The sequence below is a fragment of the Rathayibacter sp. AY1D5 genome (assembly GCF_002932515.1).
GTDB lineage: Bacteria > Actinomycetota > Actinomycetes > Actinomycetales > Microbacteriaceae > Rathayibacter.
In genome coordinates this window covers 1-23617 of the sequence record NZ_PSVU01000013.1, presented here as the reverse complement: position 1 = coordinate 23617, position 23617 = coordinate 1, and the positions used below count along the sequence as shown (strand labels likewise).

The window sequence follows — 23617 nt, the reverse complement described above, 5'->3', positions numbered from 1 at the left end:
CGTGTCGATCCCCGCCCCTGCTCCGGAGCCCGCCTGGGCGACGGTCTACGCGCCGGCGGAGCCGGTGAGCCTCGCGCTCACCCTCCGCACGCTGCTGCGGGGCTCGGGCGACCCGACCATGCTCCTCGACGCGTCCGGCTTCTGGCGGGCGTTCCGCACGCCGCTCGGCCCGGGCACCCTGCATCTGCGGCAGGCGGCCGACGGCGCGGTCCACGCGCGCGCCTGGGGCGGGGGAGCGGAGTGGCTGATCGACGCGGTCCCCGAACTCCTCGGCCACGGCGACGACTGGAGCGGGCTCGACCTGTCGGCCCACGCGCCGCTCGCCGAGGTGCTCCGCCGCTCGTCGGGCCTGCGCCTCACGCGCGCGAACCTGGTGTTCGAGATGCTCGCGCCGTCGGTCCTCGAGCAGAAGGTCACGAGCACGGAGGCGTGGCGCGCCTACCGGGTGCTGGTGCGCCTCCACGGGGAGCCCGCCCCGGGGCCGGTCGCTCTGCACGTGGCTCCGAGCGCGCAGCAGTGGCGGCGCGTGCCCTCGTGGGACTGGCACCGCGCGGGAGTGGATCCGCGGCGCTCGCGGACCGTCCTCACCGCCGCGCTTGTCGCCTCCGGCCTCGAGCGGACCCTCGCGCTCGGGCGGGGCGGCGACGAGGTCGCCCGCCGGCTGCAGTCGGTGCCGGGGATCGGGCCGTGGACGGCGTCCGAGGTGATGATGCGCGCCCACGGAGATCCGGACGCGGTCAGCGTGGGCGACTACCACCTGGCCGCGGCCGTCGGCTTCGCGCTCACGGGCCGGCTCGGGGTCGACGACGACGGCATGCTCGAGCTCCTCGAGCCGTGGCGCGGGCACCGGCAGCGGGTCATCCGGCTGATCGGCTGCAGCGGAGCGAGGAAGCCGCGGCACGGCCCGCGGATGACCATCCAGGACCACCGCCGGCACTGATCCGCTCCTCCACAGGGGCGGCTCGCGGGCGAGTCGGCGCGACCACCGCGTCACGCCGCGTCCGGGCGGCGGGTCGGGCTTAGCCTCGGAGGATGCAGCAGTCGACGACCCCAGGTGTGCCCGGCAGCGACCCGGAGCGCGAGCCCGACGAGGCGGCCGTGCGGAGCGGGGTCGACGCGACGATCGGTGGTCGGACGCCGGAGGGCGGCACGGGGTCGGACGACGAGGTCGAGGCCGGTGAGGCGCGCGACTCCGTGAGCGGGGCCGAGGTCGTGCCGGCGCCGGAGTCCGCGTCCGAGAACGTGGCCGAGCCTCAGGACGACCAGGAGTCCGACGCTGAGGACGTGGCTGAGCCTCAGGACGAGCAGGAGTCCGACGCTGAGGACGAGGACCTGCGCGAGCCCGGTGTTCAGGACGAGGACGAGGTCGTGCGCGACGCTCAGGACGAGGCCGTGAGCGAGCCCGATGCAGAGGACGAGGTCGTGCGCGACGCTGAGGACGAGGTCCTGCGCGGGCCCGACGCCGCGTCGGAGTCGGAGCTCGCCGCGCCCGCCGCCGCCGAGCCCGAGGTCGACGACCGCCCGATGATCGAGCGCGTCGAGTCCCTGGTCCGCCGCTGGATCGCGCGCAGCGGCGAGTTCCCGGTCGAGCCCGCCGCCCAGCGGCTCGCGGGCGTGCTCCAGGACCCGAACGGACTCGACTTCACCGTCGGGTTCGTCGACGGCGTCGCCCGGCCCGAGGACCTCTCGGTCGCGGCCGAGAACCTCGCGGCGCTCACCGCGAAGACGCCCGCCTTCCTCCCCTCCTACCTGCGCGCCGCGATCAGCACCGGCGGCGCCGTCGGCCCCGTGCTGCCCTGGGTGGTCGTGCCCGCGGCCCGCCGGGTCCTCCGCCGCCTCGTCGGGCACCTCGTGGTCGACGCCTCGGAGGCGCGTCTCGGTGCGGCCGTCGCCGCGCTGCGCGAGGGCGGCGACCGGCTCAACCTCAACCTCCTCGGCGAGGCCGTGCTCGGCGAGCGCGAGGCCCGCCGCCGCCTCGAGGGGACCCTCCGCCTGCTCGAGCGGCCGGACGTCGACTACGTCAGCGTCAAGGTCTCGAGCGTCGTCAGCCAGCTGTCGATGTGGGCCTTCGAGGAGGAGGTCGACCGCGTCGTGGAGCGTCTCACCCCGCTCTACCAGGCCGCCGCGTCCGGAGCCGACCCCACCTTCATCAACCTCGACATGGAGGAGTACCGCGACCTCGACCTGACGGTCGCCGTGTTCCGACGCCTCCTCGAGCAGCCGGGCATGCTCGACCTCGAGGCGGGCATCGTCCTGCAGGCCTACCTGCCCGACTCCGTCCGCGTGCTCGACGAGCTGACCGAGTGGGCGCAGGAGCGCCGGGCCCGCGGCGGAGCCCCGATCAAGGTGCGCGTCGTGAAGGGCGCGAACCTCGCGATGGAGCGGGTCGACGCGGCCCTGCACGACTGGCCGCTCGCGACCGTCGGCAGCAAGGTGGAGGCCGACACGAACTACAAGCGCCTGCTCGACCGGGCGCTGCGGCCGGAGCGCGTCGACGCGGTGCGCGTGGGCGTCGCCGGGCACAACCTCTTCGACCTCGCCTGGGCGTGGCTCACGGCGACCGAGCGCGGGGTGACCGGCGCGGTCGAGATCGAGATGCTGCTCGGGATGGCGACCGGGCAGGCGCGCGCCGTCCGCGAGGACGTGGGACGACTCCTCCTCTACACGCCCGTCGTGCACCCGCACGAGTTCGACGTGGCCATCTCGTACCTCATCCGCCGGCTCGAGGAGAACAGCAGCCCCGAGAACTTCCTGTCGGCCGCGTTCCGCCTCGACGACGAGGAGGTGCTGCAGCGGCAGCTCGGCCGCTTCCGCGCCTCGCTCGAGGCCCTCGACGACTCCGTCCCGCCGCCGAACCGCACGCAGGACCGCCTGCGGGAGTGGTCCTCCGGCTCCGGCCGCCGCCTCGTGCAGGAGCACGCCCGCGCCGGCGAGCGGGCGCAGGACCCGGCCGCCGCGGGCCTGACGCAGGCCGTCCTCGGCCTCAGCCGCGGCTCCGGTGCGGCCGCCGCGACCGCGGGCTTCCACAACGAGCCCGACACCGACCCCGCCCTCCCCGGCAACCGCCGCTGGGCGCGCCTGATCACCGAGCGCATCGCCGGCTCGACCATCGGAGCGGGCACGGCCGACGCCGCGCGCGTGAGCACCGAGGCGGAGCTCCAGGAGGTGCTGCGCACGGTGTCCCGCCGCGCGGAGCGCTGGGGCGAGCGCCTGGGCTACGACCGAGCGGCCGTGCTCGACCGCGCCGGCCTCGTCCTCGCCGCGAACCGCGACCGCCTGATCGAGGTGATGGCCTCCGAGACCGGCAAGACGATCGCCGAGGCCGACCCCGAGGTCTCCGAGGCCATCGACTTCGCCCACTACTACGCCACCCGCGCCCGCGAGCTCGACGCCGTCACCGGGGCCACCTTCGTCCCCGCGCGGGTCACCGTCGTCGCTCCGCCGTGGAACTTCCCGGTCGCCATCCCGGCCGGATCGATCCTCGCGGCGCTCGCCGCCGGCTCCGGAGTCGTGGTGAAGCCGGCGCCCCAGGCCCGCCGCTCGGCGGCTGTGCTCGTCGAGGCGCTCTGGGACGCGGGCGTCCCGCAGGAGCTCCTCGCCCTGGTCGACCTCGACGAGGAGGAGCTGGGACGGGCGCTGATCACCGACCCCCTCGTGGACCGCGTGCTGCTCACCGGCTCCTACGAGACCGCCCGCCTCTTCCGCTCCTGGCGGCCCGGCCTCGCGCTGCAGGCCGAGACCAGCGGCAAGAACGCGATCATCGTCACTCCCCACGCCGACTACGACCTCGCCGTCGCCGACATCGTCCGCAGCGCCTTCGGGCACGCCGGCCAGAAGTGCTCCGCCGCCTCCCTGGTGATCCTGGTCGGCTCGGTCGCCCGCTCCAAGCGCTTCCGCGCCCAGCTGGTCGACGCCGTCACGTCGCTCCGCGTCGGCCGGCCCGATGACCCGTCGGCGGTGATGGGGCCGCTCATCGAGGAGCCCACCGGCAAGCTCCTGCACGCGCTCACCACGCTGGGCGGAGGCGAGTCGTGGCTCGTCGAGCCGCAGCGCCTCGACGAGAGCGGCACGCTCTGGTCGCCGGGGATCCGCGAGGGCGTCACCGAGGACAGCTACGTCCACCTCACCGAGTTCTTCGGCCCGGTGCTCGGGATCATGCACGCGGCGACCCTCGAGGACGCCGTCCGGATGCAGAACGGCACCGAGTACGGGCTCACGGCCGGGCTCCACTCCCTGCACGCCGACGAGCTCGCCCTCTGGATCGACTCGGTCGAGGCGGGCAACCTCTACGTCAACCGGGGCATCACCGGAGCGATCGTCCGGCGCCAGCCCTTCGGCGGCTGGAAGCGCTCGTCCGTCGGCGGCGGCGCGAAGGCGGGCGGACCCAACCACCTCATCGGCCTCGGCTCCTGGAAGCCCTCACCCGCGCGCTCCTCCTCGACGCTGCACCTGCGCGGCCTCGACGACCGCGCGCGCCAGTTCATCGAGGCGGCCCAGTCCTCGCTCCGGTTCGAGCAGTTCGACCTGCTCCGCCGCTCCGCACTCTCCGACCAGCTCGCCTGGGCGACCGAGTTCGGAGTCGTCACCGACATCTCGAAGGTCGGCGTCGAGCGCAACCTGTTCCGCTACCTCCGCGTGCCGATCGCGCTGCGCCTGGCCGACGGCGGCGACCTCGGAGAGCTCCTCCGCGTCATCGCCGCCGGCCTGCTGACCCGCTCCCGGATGGACATCTCCACGTCCCTCCCGCTCCCGCCGCGGGTCCAGGAGATGCTCGGCGGCGACGAGCTCGCCGAGATGGCGGGCCTCGTCCCGCGCATCGTCGTCGAGACCGACGCCCAGTGGCTCGAGCGCGCCGCGGCCGGCCGCATCACGGCCCCGCGCATCCGCATCATCGGCGACATCGTCTCCGACCGCGTCGACGGCTACGCGGGCCCGCAGGCCCCCGGCAGCCCGACGCACGGACAGCAGGCCGTCGTCCGCCGATCGTCCGACTCGACCGGCTCCTTCACCGACGTCGTCGCCGGCATGACCCGCGGCAGCACGGGCACTCCGGTCCCGCTCACCCGCGCCGACGGATCCCGCGTCCCCCTCGCGACCGCCCTCGCCGAAGCCCTCGGCGGCGCCCTCGACACCGCCGTCTACGCCGACCCGGTCACCCCCGCCGGCCGCGTCGAACTGCTGCCCTTCCTCCGCGAGCAGGCGATCTCGATCACGAACCACCGCTTCGGCAACCCGATCGATCTGAGCGACGACGTGCTGTAGTCGATTCCACGCCCGTCCCTGACGGGCGTGGCGCGGTCGGCTTGGCGACGGGGTGCGTTCTGAGGAGCGGGGGGCGTTCGGCTACAGCGATCCGCTGGTACGCGGATCGCTGGTTCGCCTCGGGGGCGGTGCTTGCGGGGATGGTGTGGATCGGGCGTGGCGCGGTCGGCTTGGCGACGGGGTGCGTTCTGAGGAGCGGGGGGCGTTCGGCTACAGCGATCCGCTGGTACGCGGATCGCTGGTTCGCCTCGGGGGCGGTGCTTGCGGGGATGGTATGGATCAGGCGGGCGCGGGTCGGCGTCCCGACGGAGCCTCGGGACGCGGCTCGACGAGGGGCGACGGGGGGACTTACTTGTCGCGGCAAGTAGTGGATAGGGTGGGGGGATGAGTGCGCCCGAGACACGCTGGCTGACGCCCGATCAGCTCGACGCCTGGCTGCGCTTCATCGCGGTCGTGGAACTGCTGCCTGGCGCCCTCGACACGCAGCTGCAGCGCGACGCGGGGCTCACGCACTTCGAGTACCTGACGCTGGCGATGCTGTCCGAGGCGCCCGACCGCGCCCTCCGGATGACCACGCTCGCCGCCCGCACCAACGCGACCCTGCCCCGGCTCTCGCACGTGGTGACCCGCCTCGTCGCCCGCGGCTACCTCGAGCGCCGCCCCTGCGCCTCCGACGGCCGCGCCACGAACGCGGTGCTCACCGACGCCGGCCTCCAGAAGATCGTCGACACGGCGCCCGGTCACGTCGCGACCGTGCTGGCCGACGTCATCGATCCGCTCGACGCCGAGCAGATCCCGCAGCTGGCCGACATCATGTCGCGCATGCTCGCCCGGCTCGACCCCGAGGGCAGGATGACGGTCGACGCCGTGCGCTCCTCGCTCGGAGACCCCGACACCCGCTCCTGCTGAGCGCGCCGACCCCTCACTCCCGGGGCGGACCGGCCGCGGCCGGATCCGTGTACAGGGACTCCCGGACGTGCCAGTCAGGGTCCTCGAGGCCGCGCCCGCATGGAGCCGAGGTCCTGCACCGCGACCGGCTCGGCGCCGCCGGAGGCCGGCCCGTTCCCGAGCACCTCGCCGACCTCCTCCGGCTGCCGACGCTCACCGCGAAGAGGGCCTGCACCCGGGAGCGCGCGTCGATGATCTCCTTCGACCTGGAGGTCGAGAAGGAGGGGTGCGGGAGGAGCATCGCGGACACGTGCTCGGAGGCGACGGAGCAGGCGGCGTCGTCGCTGAACAGAGGATTCAGGGCTGAAAAGGGGATCCAGGGTCCGGCCGAGCGCCGTGGAGAACGCCCTCGAGCGCTCCGGATCCGTGAACGGGAGGTCGACGAGGATCGAGTCGACGGCCCTCCGCGTCAGTACAGCGATCGGCCGCGCGACACGCGGGAATCGGTGCCATCATCGCCTCGTGCAGTTCACCACGACGCTCTTCCAGATCGGCAACAACACCGGCATCGAGGTGCCGCCCGAGGTCCTCGAGGCACTCGGCGGCGGCAAGCGTCCCGCCGTCGCGGTGACGGTGAACGGCTACCGCTTCACCAGCACGGTCGGAGCGATGGGCGGACGCGCGCTCATCCCGTTCTCGGCCGAGAAGCGCCGCGAGACGCAGCTCGCCGGCGGTGACGCGATCGACGTCGTGATCGAGCTCGACACCGTGCCGCGCGAGGTCGTCGTGCCGGAGGACCTGGCGTCCGCGCTGGCCTCGGCGGGCGCTGCGGAGCGCTTCGCCGCGCTCTCGCCCAGCGCGCGGAAGGCCCACGTCACGTCGGTCGAGGGCGCGAAGGCCGCCGAGACGAGGGCGCGCCGCGTCGCCTCGATCGTCGCGGCGCTCGTCGGCTGACGGGCGCGCCACGGTCCGGGACGCCACCTCGTCGCCGGATAGGCTGCCTCCGGCGCCCCACGGCGGAGCGCTCTGGAAGCGGAGTCGGGGGACTTGATGGGTGCGGTTCGGCGTTGGGTGTTCCCGATCGTGTGGATGGTCATCATCGGAGCGGCGAGCATCGCCCTGGTGAAGATCGCGTTCTTCCCGGACGGCGCGGCCGAGGCCGATCCGACGCAGCCGACCGGTGAGATCACCGAGCCGACCGTCACGGTCGCCCGCGGCACGGTCACCAACGACCTCACCCTCCAGGGCACCGTCGCCGCCGACCCCGCCGTGCCGCTGAAGGCGACGGCGGCTGGAACGGTCGACGACGTCTACGTGCAGCAGGGCGCGGCCGTCGCGTCGGGCGATCTCATCTACGACATCCGCGTCGAGACTCCGCGCGACCCGGTCGAGACGACCGGCCCGGACGGCGCCGTCACCCTCACCCAGCAGGAGCCCTCCGTGCGCTTCGAGCGGGTCTACGCCGCGACCGGCGGCACCCTCAGCGCGCTCGGCGTCATCCACGACCAGGCCGTCACGGTCGGCGAGGTGACCGGACAGGTCGCGCCGCCGAGCTACGCCGTCACCGGCACGATCGACGCGCAGCAGCTCTACCGCATCCAGAACCGGCCGACGGAGGCGCAGGTCGCGATCACGGGCGGGCCCGCCGGCTTCACCTGCACCGACCTCACCATCAGCACCCCTCTCGCCGGAGCCGGCGAGGGCGGCACGACCGGCGGAGCGACGGACGGCGGCGGCGGTGGAACCTCCACCGGCGGCTCCGGCACGAGCTTCACCTGCCAGGTGCCGACGGAGGTCACCGTGTTCCCCGGGCTCGCCGCCTCGGTGACGCTCGCGGGAGGCAAGGCGGAGGACGTCCTCGTCGTGCCGACCACCGCGGTCGAGGGCACCGCCCAGTCCGGCGTCGTGTTCCGCCGGGCGGACGACGGCAGCACCGAGGAGGTCCCGGTGACGCTGGGACTCACCGACGGCAGCTCCGTCGAGATCACCGGCGGAGTGGAGGAGGGCGCCGAGCTCCTGCAGTTCGTGCCGGGCGCGGAGGAGGCTGCTCCCGACGTCCAGCTGGGCGGCGACTGCATCGCGCAGCCCGACGGCTCGGTCTTCTGCTCGTGACGATCCTCCGGCTCGAGGGGATCCGCAAGGTCGTCCCGCTGCCCGATGCACCGCCGCTGACGATCCTCGACGGCGTCGATCTCGAGGTGGGCGAGGGCGACCACGTCTCGGTCGTGGGGCGCAGCGGCTCCGGCAAGTCGACGCTGCTCAACATCCTCGGACTCATCGACGAGCCGACCGAGGGGCGGATGCTGCTCGAGGGTGCTCCCACCGAGACCCTGTCCTCGCGGGCCCGCGCGCGCATCCGCGGCGGCACCATCGGCTTCATCTTCCAGCAGTTCAACCTGCTGGAGGGGCGGACCGCCCGCGAGAACGTGATGACGCCGCTGCTCTACGCGACCGGATCGGAGTTCTGGCGCCGCCGCGACCTCGCGGCCGAGATGCTGGAGCGGGTCGGCCTCGGGCACCGCGTGGACTCGATGCCCGGGCGCATGTCGGGCGGCGAGCAGCAGCGGATCGCGATCGCCCGCGCCCTGGTGCGCCGACCGCGGCTGATCCTCGCCGACGAGCCGACGGGCGCCCTCGACACCGACACCGGCGAGAGCGTGATGGGCCTGCTCGACGAGATCGCCCGCGAGTCCGGCTCGGCGCTGGTCACCATCACCCACGACCCGGCCATCGCGGCGCGGGCCGAGCGCCACTACCGGCTCGACCACGGCCGCCTGGGCTCGACCGCGGATGCGGGCCCCGTCGCCGAGGCGGGGGTCCTCTGATGCGCGCGCTCGTCGGGATCGCCGGCGCGATCGTCGAGGCGTGGACCGAGCTGCGGATCCACCGCGGCCGCGTGCTGCTCTCGCTGGTCGGAGTCGCGGTGGCCGTCGCCGCCCTGACCGCGGTCGTCGCCGCCGGCGGCATCGCCCGCCAGGCCAGCATCGAGCAGGCCGAGCGCTCCAGCGGGCGCCCGGCGAGCCTCTTCCTCTCCGCCTACCCCTCCGGTACCGGCACCGCCGAGGTGGATGCCGACGCACTCCAGGCCGCGTGGACCGGTGCGCTGGAGCGCTACTCCATCACCTACGCGAGCCGCTCGACCTACGGCAGCGCGCGCGTCCAGTTCGCCGACGGCGCCGTCGACGTCGCGGTGCAGGCGGTCGACCAGCCCTTCGCCGAGATGCACCGGCTGAAGATCGTGGACGGCTCCTGGTTCACCGCCCGCGACTCCCAGCGCCTCGCTCCCGCCCTCGTCGTCAACGAGCGCTTCTGGGAGCGGATCGGGAGCCCGGATCTGCGCACCCACCCGGTGGTCACCCTGCTCGGCTCCGAGCGCGACGTCACGGGCGTGGTGGTCGGCGTGACTCCCTCCTCGCAGTTCGAGACGGACCCGTCGATGATGATGCTCGCGGACGCCTACCCGGCGGTCGCCCGCGACGCCGACCCGCAGTACGGCGGGCAGGGCGTGCCGAACTACGAGATGTGGGTGCCGCTCGACCTGGCCGAGCCCCTCGCCGCGGCGGTGGAGCGCGACGTGGCCGGCGCCCTGGGATCCGACTTCGAGGTGTCGGTCGACCGGCAGGACTACCTGGTCTACGACTCCGACCCCTTCGGCGTGCTGACCTGGGTGATCGGCGGCGTGGCGGGCCTGGTGCTGGCGCTCGGCGCGCTCGGACTGCTCAACATCGCCCTGGTCACCGTCCGGCAGCGGATCCGCGAGATCGGCATCCGGCGCAGCTTCGGCGCCTCCTCCGGCCGCATCTTCTTCTCGATCATGATGGAGAGCGTCGTGGCGACCGTGGTCGCCGGAGTGGTCGGCGTGACGATCGCGGTCATCCTCGTCACCAACCCGTGGACGGTGGCCTTCGTGCAGGACAACGGGATCGCCGACATCCCGCCTTTCCCGGCCGAGGCGGCGCTGCTCGGGCTCGGGGCGGCGACCCTCGTCGGCGCGCTCGCGGGCCTGGTGCCGGCGATCGTCGCCGTGCGGGTGAAGGTGATCGACGCGATCCGCTACTGAGGCCCGCCGAGGGTGACGACGAGCTCGTCGCCCTCGAGCGCGGCGTGCGCGTCGGAGTAGTGCGCGATCCGGGGCAGCCCCCGGGTGCTCGCACTCTCGTGGCTCCCGACGACGATGACGCGCATGCCGGCGTCCAGACCCGCCCGGATGCCGGCCTCGGCGTCCTCGAACACCAGCGCGTCCTCGGGGGAGACGCCGAGCAGGGCCGCGGCGGCGAGGTAGCCGTCGGGAGCAGGCTTGCCGTTCGCGACGTCGTGCGCGGTGACGACGGTGTCGGGGGAGGGGACGCCCGCCGCGGCCAGACGGGCGGCCGCCAGTGCCGGGCTCGCGGACGTGACCAGGGCGACGCGCTCGCGGGGGAGTGAGGCGAGGAACGCCGTCGCGCCGGGGATCTCGACGGTGCCCTCGGTGTGCTCGAGCTCGTACGCGTCGAGCTCCGCGACGATCGCGTCGACGTCGCTGCCGGCCGGAGCGAAGCGGCGGACGCTGTCGGCGGCGCGGACACCGTGAACGGCGCCGAGCACCGCGTCGTGGTCGAGACCGAAGCGCTCGGCGAAGGCGCCCCAGATGGTCTCGACGACGGCCGTCGAGTCGACGAGCGTCCCGTCCATGTCGAAGAGGGTGGCGCGGGCTCGGAGGAGGTGGGGCATGCGTCCATCCTGGCGGTCGGCGGCCTCCGGCGTCTGCCGGAGCGGACAGCGCTCGGACAGCGCGCGATCAGCCCGCCCTCAGGCCATGCATCGTGTCGCGGCGCTACGGTGGTCCGAGATCGCGGGCAGACGCCCGGAGGGGAGTGGAGGACGCCATGACGGACGACAACGGAACCGGCACGGACCAGGGCGCGAGCACGGGCGGCGAGGCCTCCGGACCCCGCGCCGGGTGGTACCCGGACCCGGCGGGCTCGTCCCGTCAGCGCTGGTGGGACGGGACCGGCTGGACGGAGTCGCTCCGCGACGCGCCGGCGGCCACTCCCACCGCCCCGGCCGAGAGCGGGTCGGCGCAGGCCGCCGCGACTCCCGTTCCGCCGACCGCACCGACTCCGCCCGCGCCACCCGCCGAGCGTCCCGCCTACGGGGAGACGTCGAGCGGAGCGGCGACGAGCTACGGACAGTCGGCCTCGGGTCGGTATCCGCAGCAGCCGTCGTCCGCCGACCCGCAGCAGAGCTACGGCCAGCAGGGCTACGGGCAGCAGGGCTACGGGCAGGGCTACGGCCAGCAGGGCGCCGGCCAGCAGCAGCCGCAGCAGCCGCAGCAGGGCTACGGCCAGCAGGCTCCCCAGCAGTACGGCCAGCAGCCGCAGCAGCCGCAGCAGCCGCAGCAGCCCTACGGCCAGCAGCAGCCGCAGTACCCGGCCTACGCCGCGGCTCCCGGAGCACCCGTGCAGCAGCGCGACACGAGCATCGTCACGTCCACCCCGTGGATCTGGGTGGTGGTTCTCCTGCCGCTGCTCTCGGCGCTGTCGATCTTCCTCCTCCCGCCGAGCGCGATCGTCGACTCGTCGATGGCCTCGACCTACGGGCCGAGCTCCTCGATGGGGATGTCGACCGCCTACCTCGTCGGCCTCGGCGTGCTCCAGGTCGTCGGCTTCCTGATCTACGCGGCGGAGGTCGTCTTCGCCTTCCTCGACTGGCGCCAGCTGAAGCGAGCCGGCCTGCAGCGTCCGTTCCACTGGGCGTGGGCCTTCCTCGCCGCTCCCTACGTCTACGTGATCGGCCGAAGCGTGGTCGTGAAGCGCGTGACCGGCGGCGGACTCCTCCCGCTCTGGGTCTTCCTCGGCGTCGTGGTCGTGTCGTTCCTCATCGCGATCGGCTGGACGGTGTCGCTCTTCTCCCAGATGACGCAGGCCTTCGCTCCCGCGGGCTTCTGAACCCGTGCGCGCCGCCGATCTCGTCCTGACCGGCGGCGCCGTCTTCACCGCCGACGCCGTGCGCTCCCGAGCGCACGGCGTCGCTGTCGTCGGAGGGCGGATCGTCGCGGTCGGCGCCGACGCCTCCGACCTGATCGGGCCGCGCACCGAGGTGGTCGACCTCGAGGGCCGGATGCTCGTCCCCGGCTTCCAGGACGCCCACGTGCACCCGGTCTGGGGCGGTGCCGCGCTGCTGCGCTGCTGGCTCGGAGCGGGAGGGTCGCCCGCCGAGCACCTGGCGACGGTCGCCGAGTACGCGGCTCGGGAGAGCGGAGCGGAGTGGATCCTCGGCGGCGGCTGGAACCTGCCCGACTTCCCCGGAGGCACCCCGACCGCCCGCGAGCTCGACACGGTCGTCCCTGACCGGCCCGCCTTCCTCACCAACGCCGACGGGCACGGTGCCTGGGTCAACTCCGCCGCACTGCGCCTCGCGGGGATCGACCGCACGACGCCGGACCCCGCCGACGGCCGCATCGAGCGCCTGGCCGACGGCACCCCCTCCGGCACCCTGCACGAGGGGGCGATGGACGCGGTCCGCCGCCACCTCCCGCCCGCGAGCGCGGACGAGCTCCACCGCGCGCTGCTCCTCGGGCAGGAGACCCTGCACTCGTTCGGAGTGACGGCGTGGCAGGACGCGATCATCGGCTCCTACGGCGATGTGGGCGACCCCGGTCCGGTGTACCGCCTAGCGGCGCTGAGCGGCGAGCTGACCGGGCGCGTCCGCGGTGCGCTGTGGTGGGACCGGGGCCGCGGCGTCGAGCAGATCCAGGAGCTCGTCGAGCGGCGCGCGGCGCTCGCCGCCGACCGCTTCGCGCCGACGACCGTCAAGATCATGCAGGACGGGGTCGCCGAGAACTTCACGGCGGCGATGCTCGAGCCCTACCTCGACGGGCACGGCGGCCACGGTCACGGCGACGGCCTCTCGATGGTCGACCCGCGCCTCCTGAACGAGGCCGTGCCGCTCCTGGACGCGGCCGGGTTCCAGGTGCACTTCCACGCGATCGGCGATCGCGCCGTGCGCGAGTGCCTGGGCGCCGTCGAGCGGGCGATCGAGGCGAACGGGCGCCGCGGCAACCGCCACCACCTCGCCCACCTGCAGGTCGTGCATCCGGACGACCTGCCGCGCTTCCGTGCGCTCGACGTCACGGCCAACCTGCAGATGCTGTGGGCCTCGCTGGAGCCGCAGATGGTGGAGCTGACGCTGCCGTTCCTCGGTGAGCGGCGCGGCTCGTGGCAGTACCCCTTCGGCGACCTGCTCCGCTCGGGCGCGGTGCTCGCCGCGGGGAGCGACTGGCCGGTGTCGACGCCCGACCCGCTCGCCGCGATCCACGTCGCGGTGAACCGGCTCTCGGCGCCGTCCGAGCGCGAGCCGGGGAGCGAGGAGGTGTTCCTCCCGGAGCAGCGCCTCGACCTCGCCACCGCCCTCTCCGCCTCCACGGCCGGCTCGGCGTGGGTGAACGGCCTGGAGGGCGAGTCGGGCTCGATCGCCGTGGGACTCGCGGCGGACTTCGCCCTGCTGGACCGGGACCCCTTCGCCGGCGACCCCCGCGCGATCGGGGACACCCGGGTGCTGGGCACCTGGATCGGCGGCGAGCGCGTCCACACCGCAGCGGACGCGCCCGCCTGATCCGGGTCGTTCAGGAGGCGGCGCTCAGCAGGTGATCGCTCCGCCGATGATCCCCGCGAGCAGCCCGCCGGTCGCGGAGGCGATCGCGCCGGGACCGGAGATCGCGCCGATCACCCCGCCGGTCGCGGCACCGCTGACGCCGCTCCCGGCGACGCAGTGGCCCCACTCGGGCGAGCTCCAGTCGCTGTTCAGGTGCAGGCCGCCCGCCGCCGAGCGGGACGCCGAGTCCGGGGCGAAGTGGAAGGTGAGCGTGTCGGAGTCGTCGATCGACCAGTGGCCCGACACGGTGCGGCCGCGTCCGACGTCGATCCTCTCCGGGAGTGCGTCGGACGTCTCGGCGCCGTCCGTGAAGCCGACCCCGCCGCCCGCCAGCTCGACGATCCGCGTGTCGTCGGTGACGTCGAAGGTCACCGTCGACGCCGATCCGCCCCGTGCCTCGAGGTGCACCCGGCTGCTCGTCTCCTGCCTCGCCGGCTCGGCGTGCGCGGCCTGCGCTGTGAACAGCGGCACCGCCAGCAGAGCGGCCGCCGCCGCGACCAGTGCCGTGCTCGTCCTCTGTCGTTCCATCGTCGTTCCCTCCCTCGGATTCCGATCCAGGAGGGAGGGCTCAGCGCCGCCGGTCGACGAGGGCGAGGACGACGGACGCCACCGCTGCCGCGACGGCGGCGGTGACCACGACGTCCCACGGATCCTCGGCGCCCACCGCGGTCGCGACGAGGTGCCCGGCCAGGACGCCGACGAACAGTGCCGGGAGCATCAGCCAGATGCGCCGTCTCCGTCGTGCCGCCGTACCGGCCTGTTCCCTGTCGCTCATGCTCGCCCTCCTGGATTAACCATACAGGTATGGAGTACCAGGCGGTCGCGACGCGCGTCGAGGAGGTGGCGCGATCCGTCAGGCCTCGCTGCGCTGGATGAGGCGGGAGAGGACGATCGCGGAGCGCGTGTGGTCGACGTTGGGCGCGATGCGGACCTTCTCGAGGGCGAGCTCGAGGCTGGGGATGTCGCGCGAGCGGATGTGGACGATCGCGTCGGCGGAGCCGGTGACCGTGCCCGCGTCGACGACCTCGGGGACCGCGGAGAGGATGCGGCGGAGCTCGTCCGGAGCGACGGTGCCGCGGCAGAAGAGCTCGACGTAGGCCTCGGTGGCCATGCCGTCGACCGCGGGGTCGACCTTGATCGTGAAGCCGCGGATCACGCCGTCGGCCACGAGGCGGTCGACGCGGCGCTTCACCGCGGAGGCGGAGAGCCCGACCACGCCGCCGATGTCGCCGTAGCCCGCGCGGGAGTTCTGGCGCAGCAGATCGAGGATCTTCCGATCGATGTTGTCCATGCTCCGAGGATAGGCGCGGCCGGAGCGGCGCCTGGACGGCAGCAGAGTGCCACTGGAGATTCGTGACGCCCGGCTATATAGTTGCTCGCGGTCCATAGTTGATCGCGGTCAACTAGGTCCGCCGCCGTGCTGAAGAGGAGCCCATGTCACACCCCGAACACCGCGCCGCATCGCGCGGAACCACCGCGCCGCACGCCCCCGCCGGGCCGGACGGCGCCATGTCGCACCGCCAGGTGCTCGAATCGCTCAGCGGCCTGCTGCTGGGCATGTTCGTCTCGATCCTCGCGGGCACGGTCGTGTCGACCTCGCTGCCCCGGATCATCTCCGACCTCAAGGGCGACCAGAACGCCTACACCTGGGTCGTCACCGCGACCCTGCTCGCGACCACGGTCTCCACCCCGCTCTGGGGCAAGTTCGCCGACCTGTTCAACCGCAAGCTGCTGATCCAGCTCGCCCTCGGGCTGTTCGTCATCGGCTCCGCCCTGGCCGGCTTCTCGCAGGACACGAACATGCTGATCGTCTTCCGCGTGTTCCAGGGCCTGGGCGCCGGCGGACTCGCCGCGCTGAGCCAGATCATCATGGCCGACATCATCAGCCCCCGTGAGCGCGGCAAGTACGCCGGCCTCTTCGGCGGCGTGATGGCGATCGGCACCGTCGGCGGCCCGCTCCTGGGCGGCGTCGTGACCGACGCGTTCGGCTGGCGCTGGAACTTCTTCATCGCGATGCCCGTCGCGATCGTCGCGATCGTCCTCCTCCAGATGACCCTCCGCCTCCCCGCGCACCCGAAGCGCAAGGTGCGGATCGACTACCTCGGCGCCGTGCTCATCGCGGGCGGAGTCTCGCTCCTGCTGATCTGGGTCTCCCTCGCCGGCAAGAACTTCGACTGGGCCTCGTGGGAGACCGCGGTCATGGTCGGCGGCGCCGTCGTGCTGCTCATCGCCGCCGTGATCACCGAGCTCACCGTGGCCGAGCCGATCATCCCGATGGGGATGTTCAAGAACCGCACCTTCAGCCTCGCCGTCGTGGCGAGCATCTCGGTCGGCGTCTCGATGTTCGGCGTCGCCGTCTTCCTCGCGCAGTACATGCAGCTGGCCCGCGGAGCCACGCCGACCCAGTCGGGCCTGCTCACCATCCCGATGATGGCCGGCCTGCTGATCGCCTCGACGATCTTCGGCGGGATCATCTCCCGCACCGGCAAGTGGAAGGCGATCATGATCAGCGGCGGCGTGCTCGCCGTGATCGGAACCTCCCTCCTCAGCACCCTCCGCTACGACACGGACCTGGTCCTCGTCGGGATCTACATGGCCGTCCTCGGCGCCGGCCTGGGCATGCTGATGCAGAACCTCGTCCTGGTGGTGCAGAACTCGATCGAGGTGAAGAACCTCGGCGTCGCGACCAGCGCGGTCACGTTCTTCCGCAGCCTCGGCGGCACCGTCGGAGTCTCGGTCCTGGGCTCGATGCTCGGCACCGTGATCGCCGACCGCATCAAGACCGGCATCGCGGGTCTCGCTCCCGCCGACCAGGCTCTCGCCGCGCAGGCGCTGGGCAGCGGCACGATCCCGCAGCCGGCGACCCTGCCCGACGCCGTGCGCGTCGTGGTCGAGAGCGCCTACGGGATCGGCGTGGGCGACGTGTTCCTCTACAGCATCCCGCTCGCCGTGGTCACGCTGATCGCCGTCGTCCTCCTGCCCAACGTGAGCCTCGGCTCGAAGAACGCGGTGCAGCTCAAGGCGGAGCCGACCACTCCGCTGCAGGCCGCGGAGGACGCCCTCATCGCCGCCTCGGACGGCCAGGCGGCGCTCCGCCCCGTCGGCCAGGCCCGGCGGACGGACGACGCGACGCACGCCCGAGAGGGTCGCGAGGCCACTCCCGTCGGACACGGCCGCCACGCCGACGAGGAGCGGCAGGAGGAGCCGGTCGGGCACGCCCGGCACGCTGCTCCCACCGGCTCCGTCGACGTGATCGAGCGCTCCTGATGCCCGCCGCCGCGCCCTCGGCCGAGGCGCTGCACGAGGTCGAGGAGCAGATCACCGTGCTCGCCGTCCAGGTGCGCCTCGCCGTCCGGGACGCGGCGGCGTCGATCGACCCGGCGCTGCCGCCCTTCGGACTGCGGCTGCTGCGGATCCTCGAGCGCTGCGGTCCGGTCCACTCCGGCGCCGCGGCGGAGCGGCTCGGGGTCGACCGCAGCGCGATCAGCCGCCAGGCCCGCCAGCTCGCCGAGCTGGGCCTGGTCGAGATGACCTCCGATCCCGCCGACGGCCGAGCGCGGTTCCTCTCGCTCAGCGCGGCCGGATGCGAGCGGATGCGCGACCTCGGCGGCCGTCAGCGGCAGCGGATGCAGGAGGCGCTGAGCGCCTGGCCCGAGGAGGACCTGCGCGCGTTCGCGGGATACCTGGAGCGGCTGACCGCGGCGGAGTGAGCCGCGTGATCTGAACGAGTGGCGCGGACCGACGGGGTCCGCGCCACTTCTGCGTGCCGCCGGACGCGGCGCGGGCGCGCTGACCGCGCGCCGTCTCGCGCCACCCGGTGCCGACGTCGTCGTGGTCGTTCTACATTTCCTGAGATGTTCTCACTCAGGAGGCGATGACCCTGTTCTCTTTCGACCATGCAGCAGCGGCGGAGCTGGTCCGTGCCTCGGACGAGGCGGCGGAGGCGCTCGCCTCCCAGGAGCTGCTGAGGTCCGTCGCTGCCGAGTACGCACTGGGCGAGTTCCGCGGCGCGTACGCCGAGCTGTTCCGCCGGGTCCGCCTCTGCGACAGGGAGAACCGCGGTCGGCTGAGCGCCGAGCTGCACGAGCTCGCCGACACGGTGCGGCTCGTGGCGAGGAAGGCCGAGGAGGAGCGTCGGCGCCGGGAGGAGTACGCGGCCTGGGAGCGGCGGGCGGACGAGCGCGAGCGGCAGCGCCGCCTCGATCCGGTCGCGGCCCTCGCGGCGGGAGTCGAGGAGGTCGTCGACCGGCCGCCGTCCGATCGGCCGGTCGTGCCTCCGCCGATCCGTGCGCTGTTCTCCCCGCGGTCGGTGCCCCGCACGTCCCCGGGCGGCCCCGCCGCGGGAGGCACGACCTCCGCCGATCCCGAGCGCCTCGACGTCTTCGTCTCGCAGACCCGGCAGGCGGACGAGGCGATGCGCTCCCGGCTCCAGGATCTGATGGCCGCCTGGGGAGCCTTCGGCAACCGCTGCTCGTGGGCGCCGGTCGAGTCCTTCTCGGTGCTCCGGGGCTTCCGCGAGCTGCTGTCGATCGGTGCGGCCGACGCGACCTGGGTCGAGCAGATCTCCCTGGCCTTCACCGCCGCGGGGGGAGCGGCGCTCTCCGTTCCGGTCCTCGACGCCGTCGGCACCCTGGCGCGGCCCCGGGGCGGCCGGAGCCTGCTCGACTCCCTCGCGGCACTCTCGTCCGACGATCTCGCGACACTCCTGGCGGCGTCGCCCGACCTCGCGGCGCGCCTCGGGCGACTGGCTCCGACCCTCGTGAACGACTGGTGGCGGAGCCTCGACTCCACGGACGGCGCGCGCTTCTCGCCGCAGCAGGAGGCGCTGGTCGCCGGTCTGCCCGGAGTGATCGGAAATCTGGAGGGTGTTCCCTACCGCGCCCGGGTGAGGGCGAACGAGAGGGCGCTGAGGGCGCGGATCGTGGCGCTGAGGAGCGAGGCGGCGGGCCTGCGCGGGAAGGCGGGCGACGGGGAGCGACTCGCGGCGGTGGAGTCGCAGCTGGTGGCGCTGAGGGACGTGCGGGCATCGCTCCGGCGCGGTCTCGGTCAGGACCCGCGCTTCCTCATCTCCCTGACCGCCGACGAGCCTCCGCTCGCCGCCGTCTCGATCGGCGATCCCGACACCGCCACGAACGTCACCTACGCCGTCCCCGGGATGGGACAGACGACGGAGAGCATGACCCGATGGACGAAGGCGTCGCAGAATCTGCAGTCACTCCTCCCGCCCGGCAGCGCCGTCGTCTCCTGGATCGGCTACGAGACCCCGCCGATGGCGCGGCTCGGCGGGAACGGCATGGACGTCCTCACCTCGAACCAGGCGGTCGCCGGCGGCGCCGCACTCGCCTCGGCTGTCCAGGGGCTCTCCGCGGTCCGGGGCGACGACCTGCCGAAGCCGAACGTCGTCGCCCACTCCTACGGCAGCACTGTCATGGCCGTCGCCGCCTCGCGCTCGGACGTCGAGCTCGGGGTCGTCGTGACGCTGGGCTCGGCCGGCCTCCCGGACAGCGTCGACGCGGCGAGCGACCTGCACGCGGAATCCGTCTTCGCGGGGCAGGCGCGGGACAAGTACCTCGGCGAGACCGAGAGCGGCGACGAGGCCGCGTGGATGGGCCGCGCCTTCAGCTGGAACCACCACACGGATCCCGCTGACGAGGACTTCGGCGCGCGCGTCTTCGGTGTGGAGACCGGAGGCGACGCCGGGAGGATCGTGACGGATCACGCTGCGCTGAAGAGCGACGACGGCGATCTCGCGGGGTATCTCGACACGAACACCGAGTCCCTGCAGAACGCGGCGTGGGCCGTCTCCCGGCGACTCGACCTGCTGACCGAGAACCGGCCGCTCGGACCGACCGCCTTCCAGAAGGCGGTCGTGGGAGCCTCCCATGGCGGGTAGAGGCTCTCCTCAGCGGACGGGCGTCGCGCTGACCGTCGCCGCTCTGCTCGTGATGTCGATGACCGCTTGTGCAACGGAGAAGGAGGCGAGACCGGTGAGCACGATGAGTCCTCGGGAGGGTCGGGACCGGGTGGTGGAGTTCGTGCGGGACTCCGCGGGGCGGCTCGATGTGGAGGGGTGGTGGCCGCGGAGCGGCGCGGCCAGGCCCGATGTGTGCGGCCCCGGCGACCGGGTGAGCGGTGCGAGCTACAGCTACGCCTGGTGGGCCCCGGCGGGCACCGATGTCGAGGGGGATGCGCGGAAGGTCGCGGACTACTGGGAGTCGCTGGGGATGACGGTGAGAGTGACCGATTCGACTCCGCGCCCGACGGTCTACGGGCAGGGCGGACCGGTGCTGCGGGCGAGCTTCGTCACCGGCGCTGTCGAGGAGATGTACATGATCGGGGCGGAGATGCCGTGCGCGCCCGGCGATTTCGAATCACTCCTCCTCGAGGACGAGGCTCAGCGCGCGGCGGGCGCGGTCCTTCCGGGTGATGAAGGGGTCGTTCCGAAGCCGGATCCGTGGGACCTCCCACTCCAGTCCGATCCGTCGGGTTCCGGCTCGGAGGGATGAGCCGCCCCGTCCACCGCGTCCGGATCGGAGATGCCGACGTCGCTTCCGTTGCCGGGGGAGGGGTCGGCCTCAGCGCGGTGCGCCCACCAGCTGCGCGACGTGCACGACGAAGGCGCGGCGGCGGTCGCGCGTCTCCTCCCCGCCCCGGGAGGCGAAGGGGGTGAGGTGCCAGATCTCGCAGAGGCCGAGGAGGGCGATGAAGAGGTCGTCGGCGGACCAGCTCGCGTCGACGACGCCGGTGCGCTGCCACTCGAGGACCCGGGCCTCGGGGGCGGGGACCCCGCCGAGATGCTCGCCGGCCTCCTCCCAGACGCCGGCTCCCTCCAGGCGCGCCCACGTGAGCAGGCGCAGGAACTCCGGGTGCTCCCACACATGGTCGAACATGCGGCCCGCGAGGTCGGGGAGGTCCGCCGCCTCGGCGAGGAGCGTCTCGTCGAGAGCGCCGAGCGCCTCGACGACGGTCGCGACGAACAGGCCGCGCTTGCCGCCGTAGTAGGCGTAGAGCCGCTCCTTGTTCAGACCCGCCGCCGCGGCCACACGGTCGACCCGGGCGCCCGCGAAGCCGTGGGCGGCGAACTCGACGGAGGCCGCGCGGAGGATCCGCTCGCGTGCGGGCAGCGCCGCATCGGATGTCGGCTCCATGGTTCACCTCCGGGCGCTCGAACGATACACTCTTCTTCGCCCAACCAACTGGTTGGGGTGGTTCGGCCCCGATGACGCGGCTCGGATCCGGACCCGCCGGTCCCGCTCCGCTCCGTGTGAAAGGCCGCCATGCCCTCCCCGTCCGCTCCCTCCTCCGCCCGCCGCTGGTGGGTGCTCGTGATCCTCGCGCTCACGCAGCTCGTCGTCGTGCTCGACGGCACCATCGTCACGATCGCCCTCCCCGCCGCGCAGGCCGACCTCGGCCTCACCGACGTCGAGCGCCAGTGGGTCGTCACCGCCTACGCCCTCGCGTTCGGCGCGCTCCTGCTCCTGGGCGGCCGCATCGCCGACTACACCGGCCGCAAGCGCACCTACCTGATCGGGATGATCGGCTTCGGCGCCGCCTCCGCCTGGGGCGGCCTCGCCACCTCCGGCACCGAGCTGATCGCCGCCCGCGGGCTGCAGGGCGCCTTCGCCGCGCTGCTCGCTCCGGCCGCTCTGGCCCTCCTCACCGTCTCCTTCCCCTCCGGCCGCGAGCGGGGCACGGCCTTCGCCGTCTTCGGAGCGGTCGCCGGAGCGGGCGCCGCCGTCGGCCTCGTGCTGGGCGGGCTGCTCACCGAGTTCGCCGACTGGCGCTGGTGCCTCCTCGTCAACGTCCCCGTCGTCGTGGTCGGCGCGATCGCCGGCCAGCTGCTCGTCACCGAGAGCCGCGCGGAGGGGCGCAACCGCTTCGACGTCGCCGGGACGATCACCGTCGCGCTCGGGCTCGCGAGCGTCGTCTACGGCTTCACCCTCGCCGAGCAGGGCTGGCTCCGCGTCGACACCCTCGGCTTCCTCCTCGTCGGCGTGCTGCTGCTGGCCCTCTTCGTGCGGATCCAGGCCCGCTCCGACCACCCGTCGCTGCCGCTGCGCATCGTCGCCGACCGCGTCCGCGGCGGAGCATTCCTGGTCCAGGCGATCGTCGGCAGCGTGATGATCGGCTCCACCCTCTACCTGACCCTGCACCTGCAGCTGGTCCTGGGCCTGCCGCCGCTCGAGGCGGGCCTGGCCAATCTGCCGATGACGGTGACGATCATGATCGTCGCCGGAGTCGCCGCCAAGCTGCTGCCGCGCACCGGCCCGCGCGTGCTGATGATCGTCGGCCCGCTGATCGCGGCGGCCGGGCTCCTCTACCTGAGCCGCATCACCCCCGACGGCGGCTACCTCCTCGAGGTGCTGCCCGCGCTGATCCTCCTGGGCGTCGGCATGGCGATGGTCTTCGTGCCGCTGCAGAACCTCGCGCTCACCGGAGTCGCGGCCCACGACGCCGGTGCCGCCGGAGCGACCGCCAACGCCGCCATGCAGATCGGCGGCTCGATCGGGCTGTCGATCTTCACGACCCTCTACGCGGGAGTCGCGGGTGAGCAGCAGTCGCCGGTCGCCTTCGTCGACGGCTACTCCGCGGTCTTCGTCGCGGCCGCGATCGGGCTGGTCGTGGCCTCCGTCGTCGCCGTCGCGATGATCCGGGTGAAGAAGGAGGAGTTCCTCGCTCAGGCTCCGAAAGAGGCCGTCGCCCACCTGGGCTGATCCCGGCCTAGGCTCGGAAGCGCCATGCAGCCACTGACCGAGACCGAGATCCGCGAGTCCTTCGTCAACGCCTCCCGCAAGGAGGTCGCCGACCTCGCGCTGCCGAAGGACTTCGACGCGCTGGACTGGTCGGTCATCGACCATCTCGGCTGGCGCGACCGGAGGATGGGCCGCCGCGCCTACGTCGTCGTGCCGCTGGAGGAGCGCCTCGTCGGGGTCCTGCTCACCCAGGCCGACGCCCTGCCGCGCTCGCGGGCGCAGTGCTCGTGGTGCCGCGACGTGCAGCTCCCGAACGACGTCGTCTTCTTCGGGGCGCGGAAGGCCGGAGCGGCCGGGCGGGCGGGGGACTCGCTCGGCACGCTCGTCTGCTCCCGCTTCGAGTGCTCGGTGAACGTGCGGCGGCGCCCGTCGGTGGCCTACATCGGCTTCGACCTCGAGGCGGCGCGAGCGCAGCGGATCGCGACTCTGCGGGCGCGCACCGAGGGCTTCGCGCGCGAGGTGCTCGGCGAGGCGTGACCGCGCTCAGCGGCGCGTGGACGCGCGCACGTGCATCCGCTCGCCCTGGCGGCCGAAGAGGCTGAGGAACTCGACCTGCTGCTCGTCGGCGCGGCCGAACCAGTGCGGCACCCGGGTGTCGAACTCGGCGGCCTCGCCGGCCGGCAGCACCAGATCGTGCTCGCCGAGCCGCAGGCGGAGTCGCCCGCTCAGCACGTAGAGCCACTCGAAGCCCTCGTGCGCGCGCTGCTCCGCCGGCTCCGTCACCGGCCCGGCCGGGAGCGTGTGCTTGAACGCCTGGAGCGCGCCCGCGTCGCGGCTGAGCGGCTGGATGAGCATGCCGTTCCGGCGCACCGGCCGCCCGTGCACGCGGGGATCCTCCGGCGCCGCGCCGACGAGCTCGTCGAGCGGCGCCCCGAGGGCGCGGGCGATCGGGAGGAGCAGCTCCAGCGTCGCGCGGCGGCCGCCGCTCTCGAGGCGCGAGAGGGTGCTCGCCGAGATGCCGGTCTCGGCGGCGAGGGACGCGAGCGTGCGGTCGCGGCGGGTGCGCAGGCGACGGAGCTGCGGTCCGACGGCGGCGACTGGCAGCGGCGAGGCCGGCGAAGGAGGCGCCGAGGATCAGGACG

At 73.5% G+C, this 23617-nt stretch carries 21 protein-coding genes and 1 pseudogene; 15 read left to right on the top strand and 7 right to left on the bottom strand.

Annotation, left to right across the window (positions count from 1 at the left end; all coding sequences use genetic code 11):
- Position 1: 1 nt before the first annotated feature.
- From C5C82_RS05795 to C5C82_RS05755, 7 genes are all read left to right on the top strand, one after another.
- Positions 2-940 carry a DNA-3-methyladenine glycosylase gene (locus C5C82_RS05795; RefSeq protein ID WP_258065974.1) on the top strand — a complete coding sequence of 313 codons (939 nt, stop codon included), beginning with the start codon at positions 2-4 and terminating at the stop codon, positions 938-940.
- A 584-nt stretch (positions 941-1524) separates the two neighbouring features.
- Positions 1525-5262 (top strand): proline dehydrogenase family protein, encoded by a 3738-nt coding sequence (locus tag C5C82_RS05785; RefSeq protein ID WP_104354779.1) that lies wholly within the window; start codon positions 1525-1527, stop codon positions 5260-5262.
- 384 nt (positions 5263-5646) lie between these two features.
- A complete protein-coding gene (locus C5C82_RS05780; protein ID WP_104233099.1) occupies positions 5647-6171 on the top strand; it encodes a MarR family winged helix-turn-helix transcriptional regulator in 525 nt (174 codons plus the stop codon).
- Between the two features lie 501 nt (positions 6172-6672).
- Positions 6673-7104: a YdeI/OmpD-associated family protein gene (locus C5C82_RS05770; RefSeq protein WP_104295303.1), complete on the top strand. Its 432-nt coding sequence runs from the start codon at positions 6673-6675 to the stop codon at positions 7102-7104.
- A 117-nt stretch (positions 7105-7221) separates the two neighbouring features.
- A complete protein-coding gene (locus tag C5C82_RS05765) occupies positions 7222-8262 on the top strand; it encodes an efflux RND transporter periplasmic adaptor subunit (protein ID WP_104267166.1) in 1041 nt (346 codons plus the stop codon).
- A complete protein-coding gene (locus C5C82_RS05760) occupies positions 8259-8975 on the top strand; it encodes an ABC transporter ATP-binding protein (RefSeq protein WP_104354758.1) in 717 nt (238 codons plus the stop codon). The genes C5C82_RS05765 and C5C82_RS05760 overlap by 4 nt, the downstream gene beginning before the upstream one ends.
- Positions 8975-10210: an ABC transporter permease gene (locus C5C82_RS05755; protein WP_104295263.1), complete on the top strand. Its 1236-nt coding sequence runs from the start codon at positions 8975-8977 to the stop codon at positions 10208-10210. The genes C5C82_RS05760 and C5C82_RS05755 overlap by 1 nt, the downstream gene beginning before the upstream one ends.
- Here the strand turns inward: C5C82_RS05755 and C5C82_RS05750 are convergent.
- A complete protein-coding gene (locus C5C82_RS05750) occupies positions 10204-10860 on the bottom strand; it encodes an HAD-IA family hydrolase (protein ID WP_104354757.1) in 657 nt (218 codons plus the stop codon). The two genes, C5C82_RS05755 and C5C82_RS05750, sit on opposite strands and share 7 nt — an antisense overlap.
- 155 nt (positions 10861-11015) lie before the next feature.
- On the opposite strand from C5C82_RS05750, the gene C5C82_RS05745 reads away from it, so the two are divergent.
- Both C5C82_RS05745 and C5C82_RS05740 read left to right on the top strand, forming a co-directional pair.
- Positions 11016-12077: a DUF2510 domain-containing protein gene (locus C5C82_RS05745; RefSeq protein WP_146085956.1), complete on the top strand. Its 1062-nt coding sequence runs from the start codon at positions 11016-11018 to the stop codon at positions 12075-12077.
- Between the two features lie 4 nt (positions 12078-12081).
- The gene (locus C5C82_RS05740; protein ID WP_104354755.1) at positions 12082-13743 is read left to right on the top strand and encodes an amidohydrolase; all 1662 of its coding nucleotides are present in this window, start codon (positions 12082-12084) and stop codon (positions 13741-13743) included.
- 24 nt (positions 13744-13767) lie between these two features.
- Here the strand turns inward: C5C82_RS05740 and C5C82_RS05735 are convergent, their stop codons facing one another.
- The 3 genes from C5C82_RS05735 to C5C82_RS05730 form a co-directional block, all read right to left on the bottom strand.
- Positions 13768-14310, bottom strand: a complete 543-nt coding sequence (locus C5C82_RS05735) for a hypothetical protein (RefSeq protein WP_104233106.1) — start codon at positions 14308-14310, stop codon at positions 13768-13770.
- 40 nt (positions 14311-14350) lie between these two features.
- A complete protein-coding gene (locus tag C5C82_RS17245) occupies positions 14351-14557 on the bottom strand; it encodes a hypothetical protein (protein WP_146076614.1) in 207 nt (68 codons plus the stop codon).
- A 78-nt stretch (positions 14558-14635) separates the two neighbouring features.
- Entirely contained in the window at positions 14636-15073 is a 438-nt protein-coding gene (locus C5C82_RS05730; protein ID WP_104222855.1) for an Lrp/AsnC family transcriptional regulator, read from the bottom strand.
- 218 nt (positions 15074-15291) lie between these two features.
- Between C5C82_RS05730 and C5C82_RS05725 the strand changes: the two genes are divergently transcribed.
- The 4 genes from C5C82_RS05725 (at position 15292) to C5C82_RS05710 (ending at position 20288) form a co-directional block, all read left to right on the top strand.
- Positions 15292-17049 carry an MDR family MFS transporter gene (locus tag C5C82_RS05725; RefSeq protein WP_104273714.1) on the top strand — a complete coding sequence of 586 codons (1758 nt, stop codon included), beginning with the start codon at positions 15292-15294 and terminating at the stop codon, positions 17047-17049.
- A complete protein-coding gene (locus C5C82_RS05720; protein WP_104222853.1) occupies positions 17049-17492 on the top strand; it encodes a MarR family winged helix-turn-helix transcriptional regulator in 444 nt (147 codons plus the stop codon). Before C5C82_RS05725 ends, C5C82_RS05720 begins: the two co-directional genes overlap by 1 nt.
- A 164-nt stretch (positions 17493-17656) precedes the next feature.
- Complete coding sequence (locus C5C82_RS05715) at positions 17657-19675, top strand: alpha/beta hydrolase (RefSeq protein ID WP_104354754.1); 2019 nt, start codon at positions 17657-17659, stop codon at positions 19673-19675.
- 130 nt (positions 19676-19805) lie between these two features.
- Positions 19806-20288, top strand: coding sequence for a hypothetical protein (locus C5C82_RS05710; RefSeq protein ID WP_146083480.1), 483 nt, complete (start codon positions 19806-19808; stop codon positions 20286-20288).
- 69 nt (positions 20289-20357) lie between these two features.
- Here the strand turns inward: C5C82_RS05710 and C5C82_RS05705 are convergent, their stop codons facing one another.
- Positions 20358-20930 (bottom strand): TetR family transcriptional regulator, encoded by a 573-nt coding sequence (locus tag C5C82_RS05705; protein WP_104354753.1) that lies wholly within the window; start codon positions 20928-20930, stop codon positions 20358-20360.
- A gap of 129 nt (positions 20931-21059) precedes the next feature.
- On the opposite strand from C5C82_RS05705, the gene C5C82_RS05700 reads away from it, so the two are divergent.
- Together C5C82_RS05700 and C5C82_RS05695 are read left to right on the top strand one after the other, a co-directional pair.
- Positions 21060-22496, top strand: coding sequence for an MFS transporter (locus tag C5C82_RS05700; RefSeq protein WP_104246903.1), 1437 nt, complete (start codon positions 21060-21062; stop codon positions 22494-22496).
- Positions 22497-22520: 24 nt separating this feature from the next.
- Complete coding sequence (locus C5C82_RS05695) at positions 22521-23012, top strand: FBP domain-containing protein (RefSeq protein WP_104222848.1); 492 nt, start codon at positions 22521-22523, stop codon at positions 23010-23012.
- Between the two features lie 6 nt (positions 23013-23018).
- Here the strand turns inward: C5C82_RS05695 and C5C82_RS18165 are convergent, their stop codons facing one another.
- Together C5C82_RS18165 and C5C82_RS18160 are read right to left on the bottom strand one after the other, a co-directional pair.
- Entirely contained in the window at positions 23019-23360 is a 342-nt protein-coding gene (locus C5C82_RS18165) for a cupin domain-containing protein (protein ID WP_308471852.1), read from the bottom strand.
- 30 nt (positions 23361-23390) lie between these two features.
- A pseudogene (locus tag C5C82_RS18160) lies at positions 23391-23579 on the bottom strand (helix-turn-helix domain-containing protein); the annotation flags it as partial.
- Between the last annotated feature and the right edge of the window lie 38 nt (positions 23580-23617).